This is a genomic window from Micromonospora sp. NPDC049171, assembly GCF_040648275.1.
In the GTDB taxonomy this organism is placed as follows: domain Bacteria; phylum Actinomycetota; class Actinomycetes; order Mycobacteriales; family Micromonosporaceae; genus Micromonospora.
Genome location: NZ_JBEZDJ010000028.1, coordinates 100115 through 115250, shown reverse-complemented (window position 1 = coordinate 115250; position 15136 = coordinate 100115). Strand labels below are relative to the sequence as shown.

The 15136-nt window shown below is 71.4% G+C and carries 16 protein-coding genes; 4 read left to right on the top strand and 12 right to left on the bottom strand.

What is annotated here, in order from left to right; all coding sequences use genetic code 11:
* Positions 1 to 301: 301 nt before the first annotated feature.
* The 3 genes from AB0B14_RS29865 to AB0B14_RS29855 all read right to left on the bottom strand — a co-directional run bounded on the left by AB0B14_RS29865 (position 302) and on the right by AB0B14_RS29855 (position 1877).
* Positions 302 to 595 (bottom strand): WXG100 family type VII secretion target, encoded by a 294-nt coding sequence (locus tag AB0B14_RS29865; protein WP_357080017.1) that lies wholly within the window; start codon positions 593 to 595, stop codon positions 302 to 304.
* A 19-nt stretch (positions 596 to 614) separates the two neighbouring features.
* On the bottom strand, positions 615 to 950 hold the full coding sequence (locus tag AB0B14_RS29860) for a WXG100 family type VII secretion target (protein ID WP_357080014.1): 336 nt from the start codon (positions 948 to 950) through the stop codon (positions 615 to 617).
* Positions 951 to 1016: 66 nt separating this feature from the next.
* Positions 1017 to 1877 (bottom strand): hypothetical protein, encoded by an 861-nt coding sequence (locus tag AB0B14_RS29855; protein ID WP_357525445.1) that lies wholly within the window; start codon positions 1875 to 1877, stop codon positions 1017 to 1019.
* A 60-nt stretch (positions 1878 to 1937) separates the two neighbouring features.
* Between AB0B14_RS29855 and AB0B14_RS29850 the strand changes: the two genes are divergently transcribed.
* The 3 genes from AB0B14_RS29850 to AB0B14_RS29840 all read left to right on the top strand — a co-directional run bounded on the left by AB0B14_RS29850 (position 1938) and on the right by AB0B14_RS29840 (position 3397).
* Positions 1938 to 2231: a hypothetical protein gene (locus AB0B14_RS29850; protein ID WP_357525443.1), complete on the top strand. Its 294-nt coding sequence runs from the start codon at positions 1938 to 1940 to the stop codon at positions 2229 to 2231.
* Positions 2232 to 2240: 9 nt separating this feature from the next.
* Positions 2241 to 2942 carry a hypothetical protein gene (locus AB0B14_RS29845; RefSeq protein ID WP_357080005.1) on the top strand — a complete coding sequence of 234 codons (702 nt, stop codon included), beginning with the start codon at positions 2241 to 2243 and terminating at the stop codon, positions 2940 to 2942.
* Positions 2943 to 3046: 104 nt separating this feature from the next.
* Entirely contained in the window at positions 3047 to 3397 is a 351-nt protein-coding gene (locus tag AB0B14_RS29840) for a hypothetical protein (protein WP_357525441.1), read from the top strand.
* Between the two features lie 25 nt (positions 3398 to 3422).
* Here AB0B14_RS29840 and eccD read toward each other — a convergent pair whose 3' ends face one another.
* The gene (gene eccD, locus AB0B14_RS29835; RefSeq protein WP_357525439.1) at positions 3423 to 4745 is read right to left on the bottom strand and encodes a type VII secretion integral membrane protein EccD; all 1323 of its coding nucleotides are present in this window, start codon (positions 4743 to 4745) and stop codon (positions 3423 to 3425) included.
* A 116-nt stretch (positions 4746 to 4861) separates the two neighbouring features.
* Between eccD and eccCa the strand changes: the two genes are divergently transcribed.
* Positions 4862 to 8884 carry a type VII secretion protein EccCa gene (gene eccCa / locus AB0B14_RS29830; RefSeq protein ID WP_357525437.1) on the top strand — a complete coding sequence of 1341 codons (4023 nt, stop codon included), beginning with the start codon at positions 4862 to 4864 and terminating at the stop codon, positions 8882 to 8884.
* 47 nt (positions 8885 to 8931) lie between these two features.
* Here eccCa and AB0B14_RS29825 read toward each other — a convergent pair whose 3' ends face one another.
* From AB0B14_RS29825 to AB0B14_RS29790, 8 genes are all read right to left on the bottom strand, one after another.
* Entirely contained in the window at positions 8932 to 9771 is an 840-nt protein-coding gene (locus AB0B14_RS29825; RefSeq protein ID WP_357525435.1) for a hypothetical protein, read from the bottom strand.
* On the bottom strand, positions 9768 to 10277 hold the full coding sequence (locus AB0B14_RS29820; protein WP_357525433.1) for a SigE family RNA polymerase sigma factor: 510 nt from the start codon (positions 10275 to 10277) through the stop codon (positions 9768 to 9770). The genes AB0B14_RS29825 and AB0B14_RS29820 overlap by 4 nt, the downstream gene beginning before the upstream one ends.
* Before the next feature lie 119 nt (positions 10278 to 10396).
* Positions 10397 to 10729, bottom strand: a complete 333-nt coding sequence (locus tag AB0B14_RS29815) for a hypothetical protein (RefSeq protein WP_357525431.1) — start codon at positions 10727 to 10729, stop codon at positions 10397 to 10399.
* 57 nt (positions 10730 to 10786) lie between these two features.
* Complete coding sequence (locus AB0B14_RS29810) at positions 10787 to 10999, bottom strand: hypothetical protein (RefSeq protein ID WP_357079984.1); 213 nt, start codon at positions 10997 to 10999, stop codon at positions 10787 to 10789.
* 129 nt (positions 11000 to 11128) lie between these two features.
* On the bottom strand, positions 11129 to 12136 hold the full coding sequence (locus AB0B14_RS29805; RefSeq protein ID WP_357079981.1) for a glycosyltransferase: 1008 nt from the start codon (positions 12134 to 12136) through the stop codon (positions 11129 to 11131).
* A 20-nt stretch (positions 12137 to 12156) separates the two neighbouring features.
* A complete protein-coding gene (locus AB0B14_RS29800) occupies positions 12157 to 13170 on the bottom strand; it encodes a glycosyltransferase family A protein (protein ID WP_357525429.1) in 1014 nt (337 codons plus the stop codon).
* Positions 13167 to 14294 (bottom strand): glycosyltransferase family 4 protein, encoded by a 1128-nt coding sequence (locus tag AB0B14_RS29795; RefSeq protein ID WP_357525427.1) that lies wholly within the window; start codon positions 14292 to 14294, stop codon positions 13167 to 13169. The genes AB0B14_RS29800 and AB0B14_RS29795 overlap by 4 nt, the downstream gene beginning before the upstream one ends.
* Before the next feature lie 11 nt (positions 14295 to 14305).
* Entirely contained in the window at positions 14306 to 15112 is an 807-nt protein-coding gene (locus AB0B14_RS29790) for a UbiA prenyltransferase family protein (RefSeq protein WP_357525425.1), read from the bottom strand.
* Between the last annotated feature and the right edge of the window lie 24 nt (positions 15113 to 15136).

Below are 15136 nucleotides of genomic sequence, written 5' to 3'. Positions count from 1 at the left end.
TCCGGACCCACGAACTGACTCGTGTCCAAACCGGTGATCTGCGCGGCGGCCTGCGTTGCCGCCGAACCGAAGCCCTGCCACCGCGACGCCGACGACCGAACCGCCGACGGATCACCATCCATCTTGAACAGATGCCCCGGAAACTCAGCCATCGCGCCGGACCTCCCCGTGTCCACGCCAACCAGCCCGCACCCGCAGCCCGCACAACGCCGCGGCATAGGGCGGCTGTGCACCCGGCACCGCGTAGCACGACGACGCGCCCGGACCTCGATCGATGCCCGGACGCGGCCGCACGAATGGATCAGCCCTGCAGAGTCCCCCGCACCTGACCGCGCATCTCCTGCACGGAGGTCGTGGTCTGACCCAGGGCACCCTTCACCGAGTCGAGGATCTGCTTGACGGTGTCCGCCGCAGTGTTCCACTGCATCTGGATACCGTTGTAGATCTCCATCTCGTCGCCCTCCCAGTTGGCCTTCACCCGGGTGACGAAGTTGGTCAGATCATCGAGACTTGCCTGGACCCCGTTGGCGACCGACGCAATGTCGCCCTGTGCCGACCCGGCGGTCGACTCGTCGTAACTGAAGACGTCACCCATGATCCCCGTAACCTTCCCGTCAGCCCCGGAACTTCGCGCTGTCCCAGTTGGCCGACCCCATGGTCGACTGCAACTGGCTGGTCTGCTCCGAGTGGTAGGTGTCGTAGAGCTGCCCCGCCGAACCGACCCGGCTCGTGATGTCGGTCAAAGCCTTGTTGAGATCGGCCATCGCCGTGTTCCACCGCTGGGTCAGCTGGTCCCAACTCTGGAACGCAGAGCCCTTCCAGACCGCCGGCAGCGGCTCGATCGCGCTGATGAACGAGCGCGCCTGGCTGTTGAGCGCAGCGACCGAAGTGTCTAGATTTGACGAGTGCTGGTTGACCGCATTGTCGGTGATCGAAAACTTCGCGCCCATCCGGAGCCCCTCCCGTGAACTCGACCCACAGTTATTCGAACATAGACACGCAACGACCTTCGTGCGCTACCTGAGTCGCATATCTCGCACAATCTGCGCGGCAAGGTCGAGAATGATCTCCTGCGTGCCGCTCGCCAGGTCGGCCCAGCGCAGCGCGTCGGTGGTCCGCAGCGCCGGGTCGTACGGCAGAGCGAAGGTCGGCAGGTCAGTGGGCGGCTGCCCGGCCGTGGCATCGACCGGCTGCCCGTCCTGGCCGACCAGCACCTGCACGCCGATCTGGTCGAACGGCTCGCGCAGCAGTGGGGCGACCCAGGACCGGCAGTCGGCGAGCCACCGGGGGCCGCGCTCGTCGTTCGGGGCCACGAGCACCACCCGGTCGGCCCGGGTCAGCACCGCCGGCACGACCGGATCGTCGGTCAGCGGCGGGGTGTCGACGACTCGCACCGGAAACCAACGGCTGAGGGTGGCCGAGACCGTGCCGTACTCGGCTGCCGTCACCGGTGGCTCGGCGTCGCCCGGGGGGCTGGCCAGCAGCATCGCCCGCTCGGCCAGCGCGAGGCGCTCCCGCAGCCACCGATGACCCACGGCCGGCCGGCGACCGGCGGTGGCGCCGCGCAGGCCGAGGCCGGCGAGCACCACCTCGGTGGACCCACCGGCCCGGACCGCCAGCCGGGTGTGCAGGCCGCCGCCGTGGCCGGTGTCCACGGCGAGCACCCCGCCGCCCTGGTGGCGGGCCAGTGCCGAGGTCAGCAGGGCGGCCACGGTCGAGCGGCCGGTGCCCGAGCCCGGCCCGACCACGGCGATCACGCCCGGCCGGAGCCGGGCGGAGAGAGTCTCGTCGCGCTCCCGCTCGGCCCGCACCCGTGCGGTGATGCGGGGGTCGAGGGCTCGCACCATCGTCCGGCCGATCTGTCGGTACTCGGTCATCGGGGTCCCCCCGTATAGACGTGAGTTGTTAGCCTGGGTGAGCGATGACGGGGAGGCCGGATGACGTACGTTCAGTATCCTTATGCGACGCTGGTCAGCCTAGGTGGAAACTTGACCACCCTCGCTGACCAGTTGGAGACGGACCATCGCGGGGTGGTCGACTGCGACGGCCTGACCGATGATCATTCCGATATTCAGGGCGCGATCTCCGATTTCCGCGACGAGTGGAAGACCAGCCTGCTTGAGTTGATGAACAACATCGGCGAGTGGGGTGGGCTTTCCAGCGCGATCGGCAAGATGGTCTCCGACTTCGACACCCAGACCGCTGCCGCGCTGCGCCCGACCGATTCGTAGGGGTGCCGCGTGAGCGACGTGTCCATGCTCGACCCGCTGCCCTCCCATGATCTGAAGCTCAACCCCCATGCCCCACACCCGGATTTCCCGTGGTTCATCGGGGTCCCCTCAGACTGGGCGCTGCTCGACACCAATCCGGAGTCCTGGCAGCGCAGCGCCGCACGGATGGTCGACGACCGGTTCTTCGGGCAGCGCCTGCGCGCCCCCGAGCGCCGGGGGGTTCTCCAGTTCCTTGAGCAGCTCGTCGCCGACTGTCAACGTGCCGGCGCGTCGCTGAGCCTGGTGCAGTTGGGTCGGATGTCCACCGGTGCGGTCGGCAGTGCCGGGCTGCACCTGGGCTGGTTCAACTCGGCGCCTCAGCCGGCCGGTCTCGCGCTGGTCCGGCAGACGCTGCCACGCACCGGCACGACGGAGGAGGTCGAGACGCCGGTCGGGCCGGGGGTGCTGCACCGCGACGTCGCCTCCACGGTCCCGCCGGGCGGCCTGACCCGGGTGCGTTCGACGGTGCTGCAACTGTTTCTACCGTTGCCCGGCACCACCTGGACGGCCGTGCTCAGCGCCGCGACACCACACCCCGAGATGGAGCAGGTGCTCACCGACGTGATCGTGGCGGTGGCCCAGAGCATCAAGCCAGCCGATGCGGACGACGTGGCCGCCGCCACCGAGGCCAAACACGACGACGAGGCCAACCGGGCCGCCGACCATGACTGACGACGGCGCTGGGCGCAACCATGACCGACGACGGGGCTAAGCGCGACCATGACAGACCACCGGGGCGGGCGCGACCATGACTGACGACGGGGCCGGGTCCGGCCGTGGCTGACGGCCGGGACCGGGTGGTGGTCGAGGCGCACGCACTGCGCACCGCCACCGCCAAGGCCGCGCTCCTGCACGGGTCCCGGCGCGGCCCACGCGACCTGCGCCGTCCCTATGCGACGGTGATCGCGAGCCTGGTCGTCGGTGCCCTGTTGCTGGTCGCGGTCTGGGCGATCACCAGTATCGGCGACCTGCTCGCCCAGCAACGTCAGAAACGCGGGCTGGCCCCACCCGTCGCCACGCAACCGGCGTCGGACGCGGCGCTTTCCTTCCTCGCGCGGTCGGTCCGGCCGGCGGACCGGTCCGGGCCGACGTCGGCGATCGCGCCGCGCAACACACGGATCGGCTGATCAGCGGATGCGCCGGGCCCTCGGCTCAGCGGGCCGCCCAGTCGAAGCCACCGAAGACCGCGATCACCAGTGGCGCGAGGCTGACCACCGCGAGCACCTCGGCCAGGTCGAAGAGCTGTCGCAACCGGGCGGCACCGACGTCGTCCAGCCGGGGACGGCCGGCCCAGAGCACCGCACCCGCCACCACCAGGACACCGACCACGGCCAGCCAGGCCCGCACCGCCTCGTCGGCGTCGGTGAGGCGGACGGCATCGAGCACCGCCACGGTGGCCGCCGTCACCGGCGGGACGAGCATGGACAGCACCTGCCCGAAACGGGTGAAGACCCGCGACCGCAGCGCGAACACCAACCCCAGCACCGCCCCGAGCAGCACGCCGATGCCGGCCGGGCCGGTCAGCAGCACGACGCAGGCTGCGGTGGCGGCCAACGCGACGCCGACGACGGCACCGGACAGCACGGTCTGACCCCGGCGGACCGCCGCCGCGACCAGGTGTCGGCCGACCCACTGGCTCTCCTCCTGCCGGCGCAGCAGATCGACGAGGCGGGCCGAGCTGAGCGCGAGCTGCGGCGCGAGCCCCACCGCGAAGACGACCACGACCGAGCCCACGGCCGCGGTCTGCTGCGGATCGAGCCCGGCGACGAGCAGCGCGGTGCCGAGCCCGCCGAGCACCGTCACCGCGAGCCCGCCAGCGGCGACGCCATACCACCGTTCGCCCGCCAGGACGAACAGGGCGGCACCGAGACCGGCGCCCAGGGCGGCGGCGGTGAAGAGGGCCGGCTCGGGCCAACCGGCCGCCCGGGCGACCGCGACGCCGGCGACCAACCAGGCCGGCACGGCGGCGGCGATCAGCAGCGTGCCACCGGGCGCGCCGAGCATGCGGCCGGCGAGCACCGCCAACGCGGCCACCGTGAACAGCATGGCCGGGGCCGCGGCCACCGGCACCGGCATGGTGGTGAGCGCGTACGTGAGGGTCAGCACCACGACACCGGCCAGTGCCGCACTGCCCGTCATCCGGGCGGCGTCCCGCCATTCGCTGCCGTCGTCGTCCAGTGTGGTCTGCACCTCGTCCACCACGTCGTCGACGAACGGTGGCAGGGGGGCCTGCTCGGGCGGGGTCAGGTAGAGCGTCTCGGCGTCGATGATGCCGGCCTCGTCCAGGGAGCGGCGTGGGTCCAACCCACCGGCGGCCACGGTGGACAGTTTCCAGCGGCCGGCGGCCTCGGGCGTGAGCGAGAGCAGCTCGCAGACCTGCGGCACGAACTCCAGCACCGGCCGGGCCGCCGGCAGACTGATATCGAGGCTTCGCCCGCCGGCCACCACTGTCACTCGGGTGAATCGGGTTGCCATGACCCTCCGTCCCCGCACGGTCGGCTCGGTGTGTCGACCGGTACTACTCTAGGCAGTCGGAGCACTACCGGTAACCCGGCCGAGGCACTGATCGGTTCGGCCCGGAAGGGGTCGCGATGACGCAGCGGGTGATTCACCGACCGGCCCGGGTCCCACCACCGGAGCCGGAGCCGACCGCGCTCGACGTGGTCTCACCACCGGCGGTGCCCGACGGCGGCGGTGGGTTCGCGGGCGTCATGCAGGTCTTCCTCCCGATCATGGGCGGGGCCGGCATGTTGCTCATGATGATGGCCAACCAAAACCCGATCATGATGATCGCCGGGCTCGGCATGCTCGTCGCCACGGTGTTCGGGGGCATCGCCGCGTACGTCACCCAGCGCACCGGCGCGGCCCGCCGCTTCTCCCGACAGCGGCAACGCTACCTGGAGTACATCGACCGGATCCGCGACCAGATCCGGGCGGACGCGGTCACGCAGCGGGCCGCGGCCCAGCACCGGCACCCGGCCCCGGAGGTGCTGCCGGACCTGCTCCGTGACCCGCACCGGCGGTGGGAGCGGCGGCTGGCCGACCCGGATTTCCTGGTGCTGCGGGTCGGGCACGGGCAGGATCGCCTGTGGCGCCGGGTCACCCTCCAGGCCGACGAGAACAACCCGATGGTCGACCTGGACCCGGTCACCCTGGCCGCCGCCCGGTTGGTGGTGGACCGGGACCGCCTGCTCGACGGCATGCCGGTCGCGGTGCCGGTCACCGGTGTGGTCTCGGTGGTGGGCAGCCCGGGCGCCACCCGCAACCTGGTACGGGTGCTGGTGGCGCAGCTCGCCACCCTGCACGCCCCGGACGACGTACGTCTCGCGTGGCTGCTAGGCGGCACCGCCGGGCCGGAGTTCGACTGGTTGAAGTGGCTTCCGCACTGCCTGCACCCGAGCGAGTTCGACGGGCCGGCCCCGCAGCGGCTGGTGGCGGCCGAGCCGATGGCACTGGCGGCGCTGCTCACCGCGGAGCTGTCCCGGCGCGTCGGTGAGGTCAACCGGGCCCGGCGGCTGGGCGATCCCCAGCACCGGTTCCGGGGCAGTCGGCTGGTCGTCGTGGTCGACCAGATCTCCGCCGGGCGGGCCGACCCGCTCGGTCACCTCGAGGCCGGTCTCGCCCCGGAGGACCTGGGCATGGCGGTGGTGGTGCTCGTCGACGACCGGCAGCACGAGCCGTCCCATGTGGACGTCCGGGTGCTCTGCGAGGACGACCGGATCACCGTGCAGGACCTGCGCAAGGTCACCGACACCCGGGCACAGGTGATCCTGGCCGAGCGTGAGCGGTTGCGTGGCGCGTCCACCGGCACTGTCGACAAGCTCGACCTGTCGGAGATGGAGTCGCTGGCCCGGCGGGTCTCGCCGCTGCGGCTGGTGGCCGACACTGTGGACGACGCCCCGTTGGAGGCGACAGTCGACCTGCGGGGGCTGCTCGGCATCGTCGACGAGGCGAGCTACGACGTGCGTTCCCTGTGGGCGCCCCGGATGCTTCCCGACTTCCTCAATGTGCCGTTCGGGGTGGGGACGGACGGCAACCCGGTGCACCTGGACATCAAGGAGGCCGCGTTGGGCGGCATGGGCCCGCACGGGCTCTGCGTCGGCGCGACCGGTTCCGGCAAGTCCGAGGTCCTGCGGACGTTGGTGCTCACCCTGGCGATGACCCACCCGCCCGAGCGGCTGAGCCTGGTGCTCGTCGACTACAAGGGTGGTGCCACCTTCGCCGGGTTGGAACATCTGCCGCACACCTCGGCGATGATCTCGAACCTGTCCGACGACTCCGGCCTGGTGGACCGGCTGCACGACGCGATCCAGGGGGAGATGAAGCGCCGCCAGCAGATCCTGCTCGACGCCGGGCAGTTGGCCAACATCACCGAGTACAACAGGCGGCGTGACGCGGGCCGGCCGTTGCCGCCACTGCCCAACCTGATGGTGATCATCGACGAGTTCAGTGAGCTGCTGACCGCCAAACCGGACTTCATCGAGCTGTTCATCGCCATCGGCCGGATCGGCCGGTCGATCGGGATCCACCAGATGCTCGCCTCGCAGCGGTTGGAGGAGGGTCGACTGCGCGGGTTGGAGTCGTTCCTGTCGTACCGGCTGGGGTTGCGCACCTTCAACGAGCAGGAGAGCCGCACCGTGCTGGGGGTGCCCGACGCGTACCGGCTGCCACCGCTGCCCGGGTCGGGTTACCTGAAGGTCGACACCACGGTCTTCGAGCGGTTCAAGGCGGCGTACGTGTCCGGCACGTACCGGCCGCCGGCCGGCGAGGAGGTGGTGGACGCCGCACCCGACCCGACGGTCTTCCTGATGTACAACGTGGCCCGGCACCTGCCGAAGCCGTTGACGACCGAGGAGTCGGCGGAGGCCGACGAGAGCGTCTCGGCGCCGAGCACCCTGGACGTGGTGGTCGACCGGCTGCGCGAGCACGGACGGCAGGCACACCGGATCTGGCTGCCGCCGCTACCGGCCTCGCTGGCACTCGACTCGGTCGTCGGCCCGCTGGAGACCGATCCGGCGTACGGCCTGGTGGCCCCGGTGGAGCGGCGCGGCCGGCTGCGGATCCCGCTCGGTCTGCTCGATCGGCCCACCGAGCAGAAACAGGAACCGTTCGTGCTGGACATCTCCGGCGCGGGTGGGCACGTCTGCGTGCTCGGCGCACCACAGACCGGCAAGTCGACGCTGCTGCGCAGCCTGGTGGCCGGTGCCGCGCTGACCCACACCCCACAGGACATCGCGTTCTACTGCGTCGACGTCGGCGGCGGTGCGCTCAACGCGCTGGCCGGGCTCCCGCACGTCGGCGGGGTGGCCGGTCGACTGGACCCGGACCGGATCCGCCGGACGGTGACCGAGGTCAGCATGCTGATGACCGAACGGGAGGAGCTGTTCGCCGCGCACGGCATCGACTCGATCGACACGATGCGGCGGATGCACCGGGAGGGGCGGCTGCCCGAGCTGGCCGCCGCCGACGTCGTGCTGGTGATCGACAACTATCCGGTGCTGAAGACGGAGTTCGAGGATCTCGCCGATCTCGTCCAGGACATCGGCGCCCGGGGCCTCGGGTACGCCGTACACCTGGTGTTGACCGCCGGCCGCTGGTCGGACCTGCGGATGCAGCTCCAGGCGGTGATCGGCTCGAAGATCGAGTTCCGGTTGAACGACCCACTGGACTCGTCCATCAAGCGGCAGGCCGCGGAGAACCTGCGCGCCGACACGCCGGGCCGTTGCCTGACCCAGGACGCCCTGACCGCGCACATCGCCCTGCCCCGCATCGACGGCAGCGACGACGTTCGCACCCTGCCGAAGGGCCTGGACGACCTGGTGTCCCGGGTGGCGACGGCCTGGACCGGCCCGTCGGCGCCGGCCATCCGGATGCTGCCCACCATGATCGGGTACGGCGAGGTGGCCACCGGGTTGCCCGCCGACGGGCGGGTGCGGCTCGGGCTCGACGAGGCGGAGCTGCGACCCACCATGCTCGACCTGTTCGGCACCGACCCGCACCTGCTCGTCTTCGGTGACTCGGCCAGCGGCAAGACCTCACTGCTTCGCCTGCTGGTCCGGGACCTGACCGCCCAGTTCACCGACGACCAGTTGGTCTTCGCGGTCATCGACCTGCGGCGCACCATGTTGGACGCGGTGCCCGACGCCTATCTCGCCGCGTACGCCGGCACCGCCACCGCCGCCCAGGGGCTGGTGGCGGGCGTCGCCGGCGAGATCCGCAACCGGCTACCTCCGGACACCCTGACCGTCGACCAGCTCCGCAGCCGGTCGTGGTGGAAGGGGCCGGAGGTCGTGGTGCTCTGCGACGACTACGACCTACTGTCCGGTGGCGGCGCCGGGCCGTTGGCGCCGTTCCTGGAGTTCCTGCCGCAGTCGAAGGACCTCGGCTTCCACCTGGTGCTGGCGCGCCGCAGTGGCGGTGCCGGCCGGGCCGTCCACGAGCCGGTGCCGCAGCGGATGAAGGAGGTCGGCTGCGCCGGGCTGCTGCTGTCCGGCGAGCGGCAGGAGGGCCAGCTCTGGCCGCAGGCCCACCTCTCCGTCCAACCGCCCGGCCGGGGGCGGCTGGTGCGTCGCGGCCGTCGCACCACCCTCGTGCAGTTGGCGTACGTCGAGTAGGACGCGGCGAGGACCCCCGCCCGGGCCGGAACCCGGGCGGGGACGGCTCACCGCAGGTGGAACCGGTCGTCGACGGCGAGGGCCGCCAACTGCCGCACCGAGAACGGCAACTTCTGCAACGACGGCCGGGTCTCGTCGAGTTGCGCGCCCTGCGCCACGTAGACCACCACGCCGTCCGGGTGCCGGTACGCCGACCACTGGTCGAGCCGGTCGTCGCTGCCCGGTCGGACCACCACGCCGACCTGCGCCGCCCCGACGGTCTCGACCTGGCATTCGCCCTGCATGCCCCAGAAGGTGCGGGCCAGGGCGCACGGTTCGGTCGGCAACTGGTTGCCGGCGTCGTGCACCTCGACGATCACCCGTCCGGTGCCGTTGCCCTGGGCCACGGCGACCGTGGTCAGGTAACTCCACCTGTCGACGCCGTTCACCTTCTCCTCGAACTGCGCCTGCTGGGTCCGCAACATCCGCTGTTCGGCGGGCTGGTCAGCCGGATCCTCCGGCGCGGTGTAGCCGGGGGGCACGACTGCGACGACTTCGCTGAGCAGGCGGACCCCCCGGTCGTACTGGGATCCGGCCCGCGCGGTCCGGTCCTCCTGTGGTTGACCGTCGGGCCCGGTCGGCCACGGCTCCTTGGTGTCCGTCGACGAGCCCGCAGCCGGAAAACCCCCACCCGCCGGCTGGTAGACCGGGTCGTTCGGGCGGACGACGGCCGCGAAGCCGGTGACCGCCAACACCACCGCCGCCGATCCGAGCGACGCCCACACCGCTCGGCGGCGAAAACGCGCCCGGCGCGCCCTGCCGAGCGCGGCCGGCGTACTCAGTGGTGGTGGCGGGGTGGTGCTCGCCATCTCGGTGCGCAACGCGTCGCGCAGTTCTTGTCCGTTCATCGCTCCCCCATCTCGATCGCGCTGTAGGTGGGTGCCAGGAGGCCGCGCAAGGTGTCGAGCCCGCGTGCCGCCTGGCTCTTCACCGTCCCTGGAGAGCACTCCAGCAGCGCCGCGACGTCCTCGATCGACTGGTCCTCCCAATAGCGCAGGACCAGCACGGCCCGTTGGCGCGGTGCGACGCGGGCCAGCGCCTGGAGCAGCACCAGCCTGCTCTCCGGCGAGTCGGGAGCAGCCGTCTGCTCGGCGTCCTCGCCCCCCACCCGTTCGCGCCGCCACCAGCCGCGACGCCGCTCGTCGAGGAAGGTGCGGATCAGGATCTGGCGGACGTAGCTGTCGAGCACCTCGTGCCGCGAGATCCGGTGCCAGACCCGGTAGAGCTTGACGAAAGTGGTCTGTACCAGGTCTTCCGCCCGATGCCAGTCACCGCACAGCAGGTACGCGGTGGCGCGCATGGCAGCGGACCGTGCCGCGAAGTACTCGGCGAACGCCTCGTCGCGATCGCTCATTCAGGCCTCCGATCCCCGTTTCGAGATAGTCACGCGGGGTCCACCCCGGGGGGTTGCTCCGAAACTCGCGTACGTTCCCGGGGATCAACGCCGCAGGGCGTCCGGGGGCGACAAACCCCTCACGCCGACGGCGTGGCGGCGTCCACCGCGAGAAGCGAGCCCTTGCCGGCCACCAGCAGGACACCCGGCGTCGACACGCGCAGCCCGCTGATCTGCTGGTCGACCAGGCGGCGCTCGCGGGGCCGACCGGTGTCGTCGACGAGCAGCAGCAGACCGGGTCGCCCGGTGGCCAGCACGTGCCCGCTGGCGGCCGGGACGACGTGGTCCACCGCGTCCGGCCCGGCGCTGACCCGCCAGCGGAACGCACCGGTGGTCAGGTCCAGCGCGACGGCACCACCCCGGCGCTCGCGCGCCCGAACCGATCCGCACCGGCCGCCACGAACGCCGGCCACTGTCCGTCGCCGGCCGCGAGGGGCTCGGGCAGGCTCCAGCGACGTGTTTCGTTGCCGTCACGCAGGTCGAGCAGCCGTACCGATGTGCCGCCCCCGACGATGTACCCGCTCGCCGATGACGGCCGGCAGCACGGTTGCCGTCCGCTGCCGGTCGACCCAGAGCAGACGGGTCGAGCGCTCGTGCACCAGGACGCCGTCGGGTGTGCTCGCCATCGCGGTCGGGTCGACCCGCTGGTGCAGTGCGCGACGCCACAGGACTTCGAAGATCACCCACCCTAGCCCGCGCCGGCCCCGCCACGGGGACCCGAGGCGCGTCACACCAACCCACCACCTCCGAGCCGGTTCACCGACGCTGTCAGCGCAGATGCCCAGCCGTTGTCGACCGAGGGAGCGGCCGGTTCAGCGGACCGGAACCGAGTGCCGGACCGCGCTGGTCGTGCGGCGGAGCAGGATCCGCTGCAGGACGCCGACCCCCATCCCGACCGTCCCGACGAGGGTGACGAGCAGATGCACGGCGAAGAAGTACCCGCCGAACAGCAGGCCCTCGCTCGCGAACACCTGCCGGTACGTGGTGCCGTCCAGGCCGATGGCGGCGGCGAGCAGCAGCGGTGTCACGGCGGCGCCGGCCGCGCCGACCAGCAACGGTAGCGGCAGGGCCAGCGTGGCGAGCACGACCAGGACGCCGGCGACCGCGCGGGACCGGGAGTCTCCGGGCAGCTCGCCCCGGCGCCACTCCAGCGCGCTCGCCACCGCGCGCCGGAACACCTTGTGCAACACCATCCGCAGGGTGGGGTCGTGATCGTGGCAACCGCGGATCCGGTCGGTGAGGGCTACGTCGTAACGCTGGACGAGCCGGGCCCGGTAGTCGGCCGCCTCGGTGTCGCGCAGGTACGGGTTGAAGCCGCCGATCTCGGCGAAGACCCGGGCCGGCACCGCCAGCAGCGCTGCGTGCAGTTCCCGGGTCGGCCCGCCCGTCGGCATCCACCAGTGGTACATCTGCAACGCGCGGTACCGCGCGGCGAGGCTGTCGGCGATCAGCGACCTCGGGTGCAGGATTCCGCAGACCGCGCCGAGGTTCGGGTCGTCGCGCAACATGGCCACCGCGTTGCCGATGCTGTCTGGGTCGAGGGCGATGTCGGAGTCGAGGAAGAACAGTATCTCGCCGCCCGCGTGCCCGGCGCCGAGGTTGCGGGCCGCGGACTGGCCGCTGTTGGTCCGGGTCCGCAGCACCGTCGCCCCGGACGACTCGGCGACGGCGACCGAGTCGTCGGTGCTGCAGTCATCCACCACGATGATCTCGATCGGCGCGTACGTCTGCGCGGCGAGGGCCCGCAGGCAGAGCGCCAGGGCGTCGCGCCGGTTGTGGTGCGGAACGATGACCGAGACCAGCGGATTCGAGTGACTCATGGCTCCTCCGGGGATGGATCTCACGCGTTCGCGTGGCTGGTGGGGTGGCTCTGGGGCGGGCCGGGCCGGCGGGTGAGGGCGTACTGCGCCACGCCGACCCCCGCCGCCACGGCGGCGGTGAGGGTGACGAGCAACTGCACGGCGGTGAAGTAGACGCCGAAGCCGACGCCACCGGTGGCGAAGACGTGGCGGTAGGTGGCGGCGTCCAGCCCGATCGCGGTGGCGACCAGCGCCGGTGTCGCCACCGCGCCGACCGGGCCGACCAGCAGCGGCAGGGGAAGCGCCGCCGCCGCGCCGGCCACCGCCACGCTCGCCAGCGCCCGCGATCCGGTCGCGGCGCCGCCGGGCAGGGTGCGGTGCCGCAACCACAGGGGCATTCCCATCCGGGTGCGGTGGAACACCTTTCGCAGGATCGTCCGCAGCGTCGCGTCGTGGTCGTGCCGGCCGCGGATCTCGGTGGTGACCCGCACGTCGTAGCGGCGGCCGAGCCGGTAGCCGTAGTCCTGGTCCTCGGTGTGCCGCAGCCGCGGGTCGAACGGCCCGGTTTCGGCGAACACCTCCGCCCGGATGGCGAACAGGGCCGTGTGCAGGCCGGGTATCGTCCCCTCCACCTCGTTGAACCACACGTACTGCTGCGCCGTCCGGTACCGGGTGGCCAGGGTGCCCGGTAGCAGCGGCTCGGCGTCGTAGACGCCACAGATCGCGCCCACACCGGGCTGGTCCCGCAGCACGGAGACCGCGATCTCGACCCCGGTGGGATCGAGCGCCACGTCCGAGTCGAGGAAGAAGAGGATTTCTCCGGTGGCGTGCTCGGCACCGAGGTTGCGGGCCACGGACTGGCCGCTGTTGGACCCGGTGCCCACCACCGTGGCGCCCATCGCCCGGGCCACCTGCGCCGAGCCGTCGGTGCTGGCGTCGTCGACGACGATCAGCTCGATCGGCTGATAGGTCTGCGTGGCCACCGAGCGCAGGCAGAGCTCCAGCGTGACGATGCTGTTGTAGCTGGGGACGATGACCGAGACGAGTGGGTTCACCGCGGGTGCTTCCGCAGCGACTCGAACAGCTTCTGGTAGGCGTCCAGACAGGCGCCGACCGAGAACCGCTCCCGCGACTCCTTCGCCTTGAGCTCACGCCAGTCGGGTGAAACGGCCCCCATCCGGCGAATGGCGCCCTCCAGCGCCACCGGGTCGCGCGGGGGGACGACCTCGCCGAACCCGGTGGCCGCGACCGGGTACCGGCCGCCGGGGATGTCGGTGGTCACCGACGGTATCCCGCACATCATCGCCTCGGCCTGGACGATGCCGAAGGTCTCCGCCACCGACGGCAGGGTGAAGACATCGATCGAGGCGTAGAAGTCGTCGATCTCGGAACCGCGGAGCTCGCCGAGGACGCGGATCCGGGTGTCGCCGGCGATCGCGGCCTTGACGTCGGCGAGGTTGCTGCCACCGGCGACCGTGGCGTAGTTGCCGGCGATGAGCAGCCGGGCGTCCGGGTCGGCGATCCGCTGGAACGCTTTGACCAGGTAGACGATCCCCTTGTCCTGCACGATTCGGCCGAGGAACCCGACGTGGAGCCCGGTGGTCTCCCGGTAGCGCGGTGCCCCGCCCCGCCGGTCCAGGCAGGGCGCGGCGATCGGGGTGAAGCGGTCCCGCATCAGCGGCCAGAACTTCGACCCCATCGCCTGGTCGTCGCTGTAGGCCACCGTGGCCGCCGAGCGCCTGATCGCAGCCCGGGAGGTGATGTCCGAGGCGCGCATCAGGGCCCGACTGAACGTCGACGGAGGCAGGTAGAGGTCGATGTGCACGTGGCTGACGATGGGGGTGTCACCGCACCCCGCCGCGACCAGCGCCGCCTCCGCCATCGGCAGGTTGAGATGCAGCACCGACGAGGCACGGGCCAGTCGGGAGGCGACGACCGGGTAGCTGGGCGCGACGAACGCCCGGTTGATCCGGACCAGCTTCGGACACCGGTAGACGTCCACGCCCGCGATGGTCTCGCGTCGGGGCAGGCCCGGGTGGTGCTGCGCCGCGACGACCGCTACCCGCCAGCCCCGCTCCACCATGCCCTCGGCGACACAACGCGCGGTGTGGGTCAGCCCGCTCACGTACGGGTCGTAGTAAGTCAGGGCGACGGTCAGGTCGTACTTTGTCGTCGTCATGAGGTTCTCTCCTATGGGGTACGGGAAGCCAGCAGGAAGCCGCCCGACACGGCCAACCAGAGCAGCGAGTTGACGACCAGCGCCGGGTCTCGGAGCAGCAGCCGGACCGGGTCCGCTCCGCCGTCGGCGACGAGCACCAGCTGCAGGTAGCGGAACAGGGCGAACAGTGCCAGCGGCGCCGACAGCACCGCGGCGACGAGTCCGTTGGCGCCCAGCGGCGCCTCGGTGCGCAGGTAGAGCAGGTAGGATCCGACCGACATGACAGCGCTGAGCACCATCAGCTGGTCGATCAGCGGCACGGTGTAGCCGCGCAGCGCCGGACGGTGCGCGCCACCGACCGTGGTCAGCTCCTGCCGGCGCTTGCTGACGGTCAGTAGCAGGCAGAGGCTGAAAACGCTGGTCAGCAACCAGCCGGACGGGTCGACGCCGAGCACCAGGTAGCCCTGCATCAGCCGCAGCCCGAAGCCGGTCGCCACCACGAAGATGTCCACCAGCGGCACGTGTTTGAGCGCGAAGGAGTACGCGATGGCCAGCGCCAGGTAGGCCGCGACCGGCCAGATCCGCGGCCACGGCTGCAGCCCGCACAGTACGACGAGGAGTACGCCCTGAACGGCCGCCAGCAGCAGACCGACGCGTATCGAGATGCGGCCGGAGGCGATCGGGCGGTGCCGTTTGGTCGGGTGGCCACCGTCGCGGTGTCGATCGGCGATGTCGTTGAGGGTGTACACGAGCGTCGACGCGATCGTCAGGGCGACGATCGCCCACCCCACCCGCAGGATGGCACCCAGGCTCCACACGTCGAGATCCAGCAGCGCCACGGGGACGACCAGCAGGTTCTTGGC

Excerpts from the sequence above, each read along its gene's own strand:
- AB0B14_RS29825 (WP_357525435.1), bottom strand. The coding sequence starts at position 9,771 with ATGAACGGACAAGAACTGCGCGACGCGTTGCGCACCGAGATGGCGAGC.
- AB0B14_RS29865 (WP_357080017.1), bottom strand. The coding sequence starts at position 595 with ATGGGTGACGTCTTCAGTTACGACGAGTCGACCGCCGGGTCGGCACAG.
- eccCa (WP_357525437.1), top strand. The coding sequence starts at position 4,862 with ATGACGCAGCGGGTGATTCACCGACCGGCCCGGGTCCCACCACCGGAG.
- AB0B14_RS29795 (WP_357525427.1), bottom strand. The coding sequence starts at position 14,294 with ATGACGACGACAAAGTACGACCTGACCGTCGCCCTGACTTACTACGAC.
- AB0B14_RS29860 (WP_357080014.1), bottom strand. The coding sequence starts at position 950 with ATGGGCGCGAAGTTTTCGATCACCGACAATGCGGTCAACCAGCACTCG.
- AB0B14_RS29820 (WP_357525433.1), bottom strand. The coding sequence starts at position 10,277 with ATGAGCGATCGCGACGAGGCGTTCGCCGAGTACTTCGCGGCACGGTCC.
- eccD (WP_357525439.1), bottom strand. The coding sequence starts at position 4,745 with ATGGCAACCCGATTCACCCGAGTGACAGTGGTGGCCGGCGGGCGAAGC.
- AB0B14_RS29850 (WP_357525443.1), top strand. The coding sequence starts at position 1,938 with ATGACGTACGTTCAGTATCCTTATGCGACGCTGGTCAGCCTAGGTGGA.
- AB0B14_RS29805 (WP_357079981.1), bottom strand. The coding sequence starts at position 12,136 with ATGAGTCACTCGAATCCGCTGGTCTCGGTCATCGTTCCGCACCACAAC.
- AB0B14_RS29855 (WP_357525445.1), bottom strand. The coding sequence starts at position 1,877 with ATGACCGAGTACCGACAGATCGGCCGGACGATGGTGCGAGCCCTCGAC.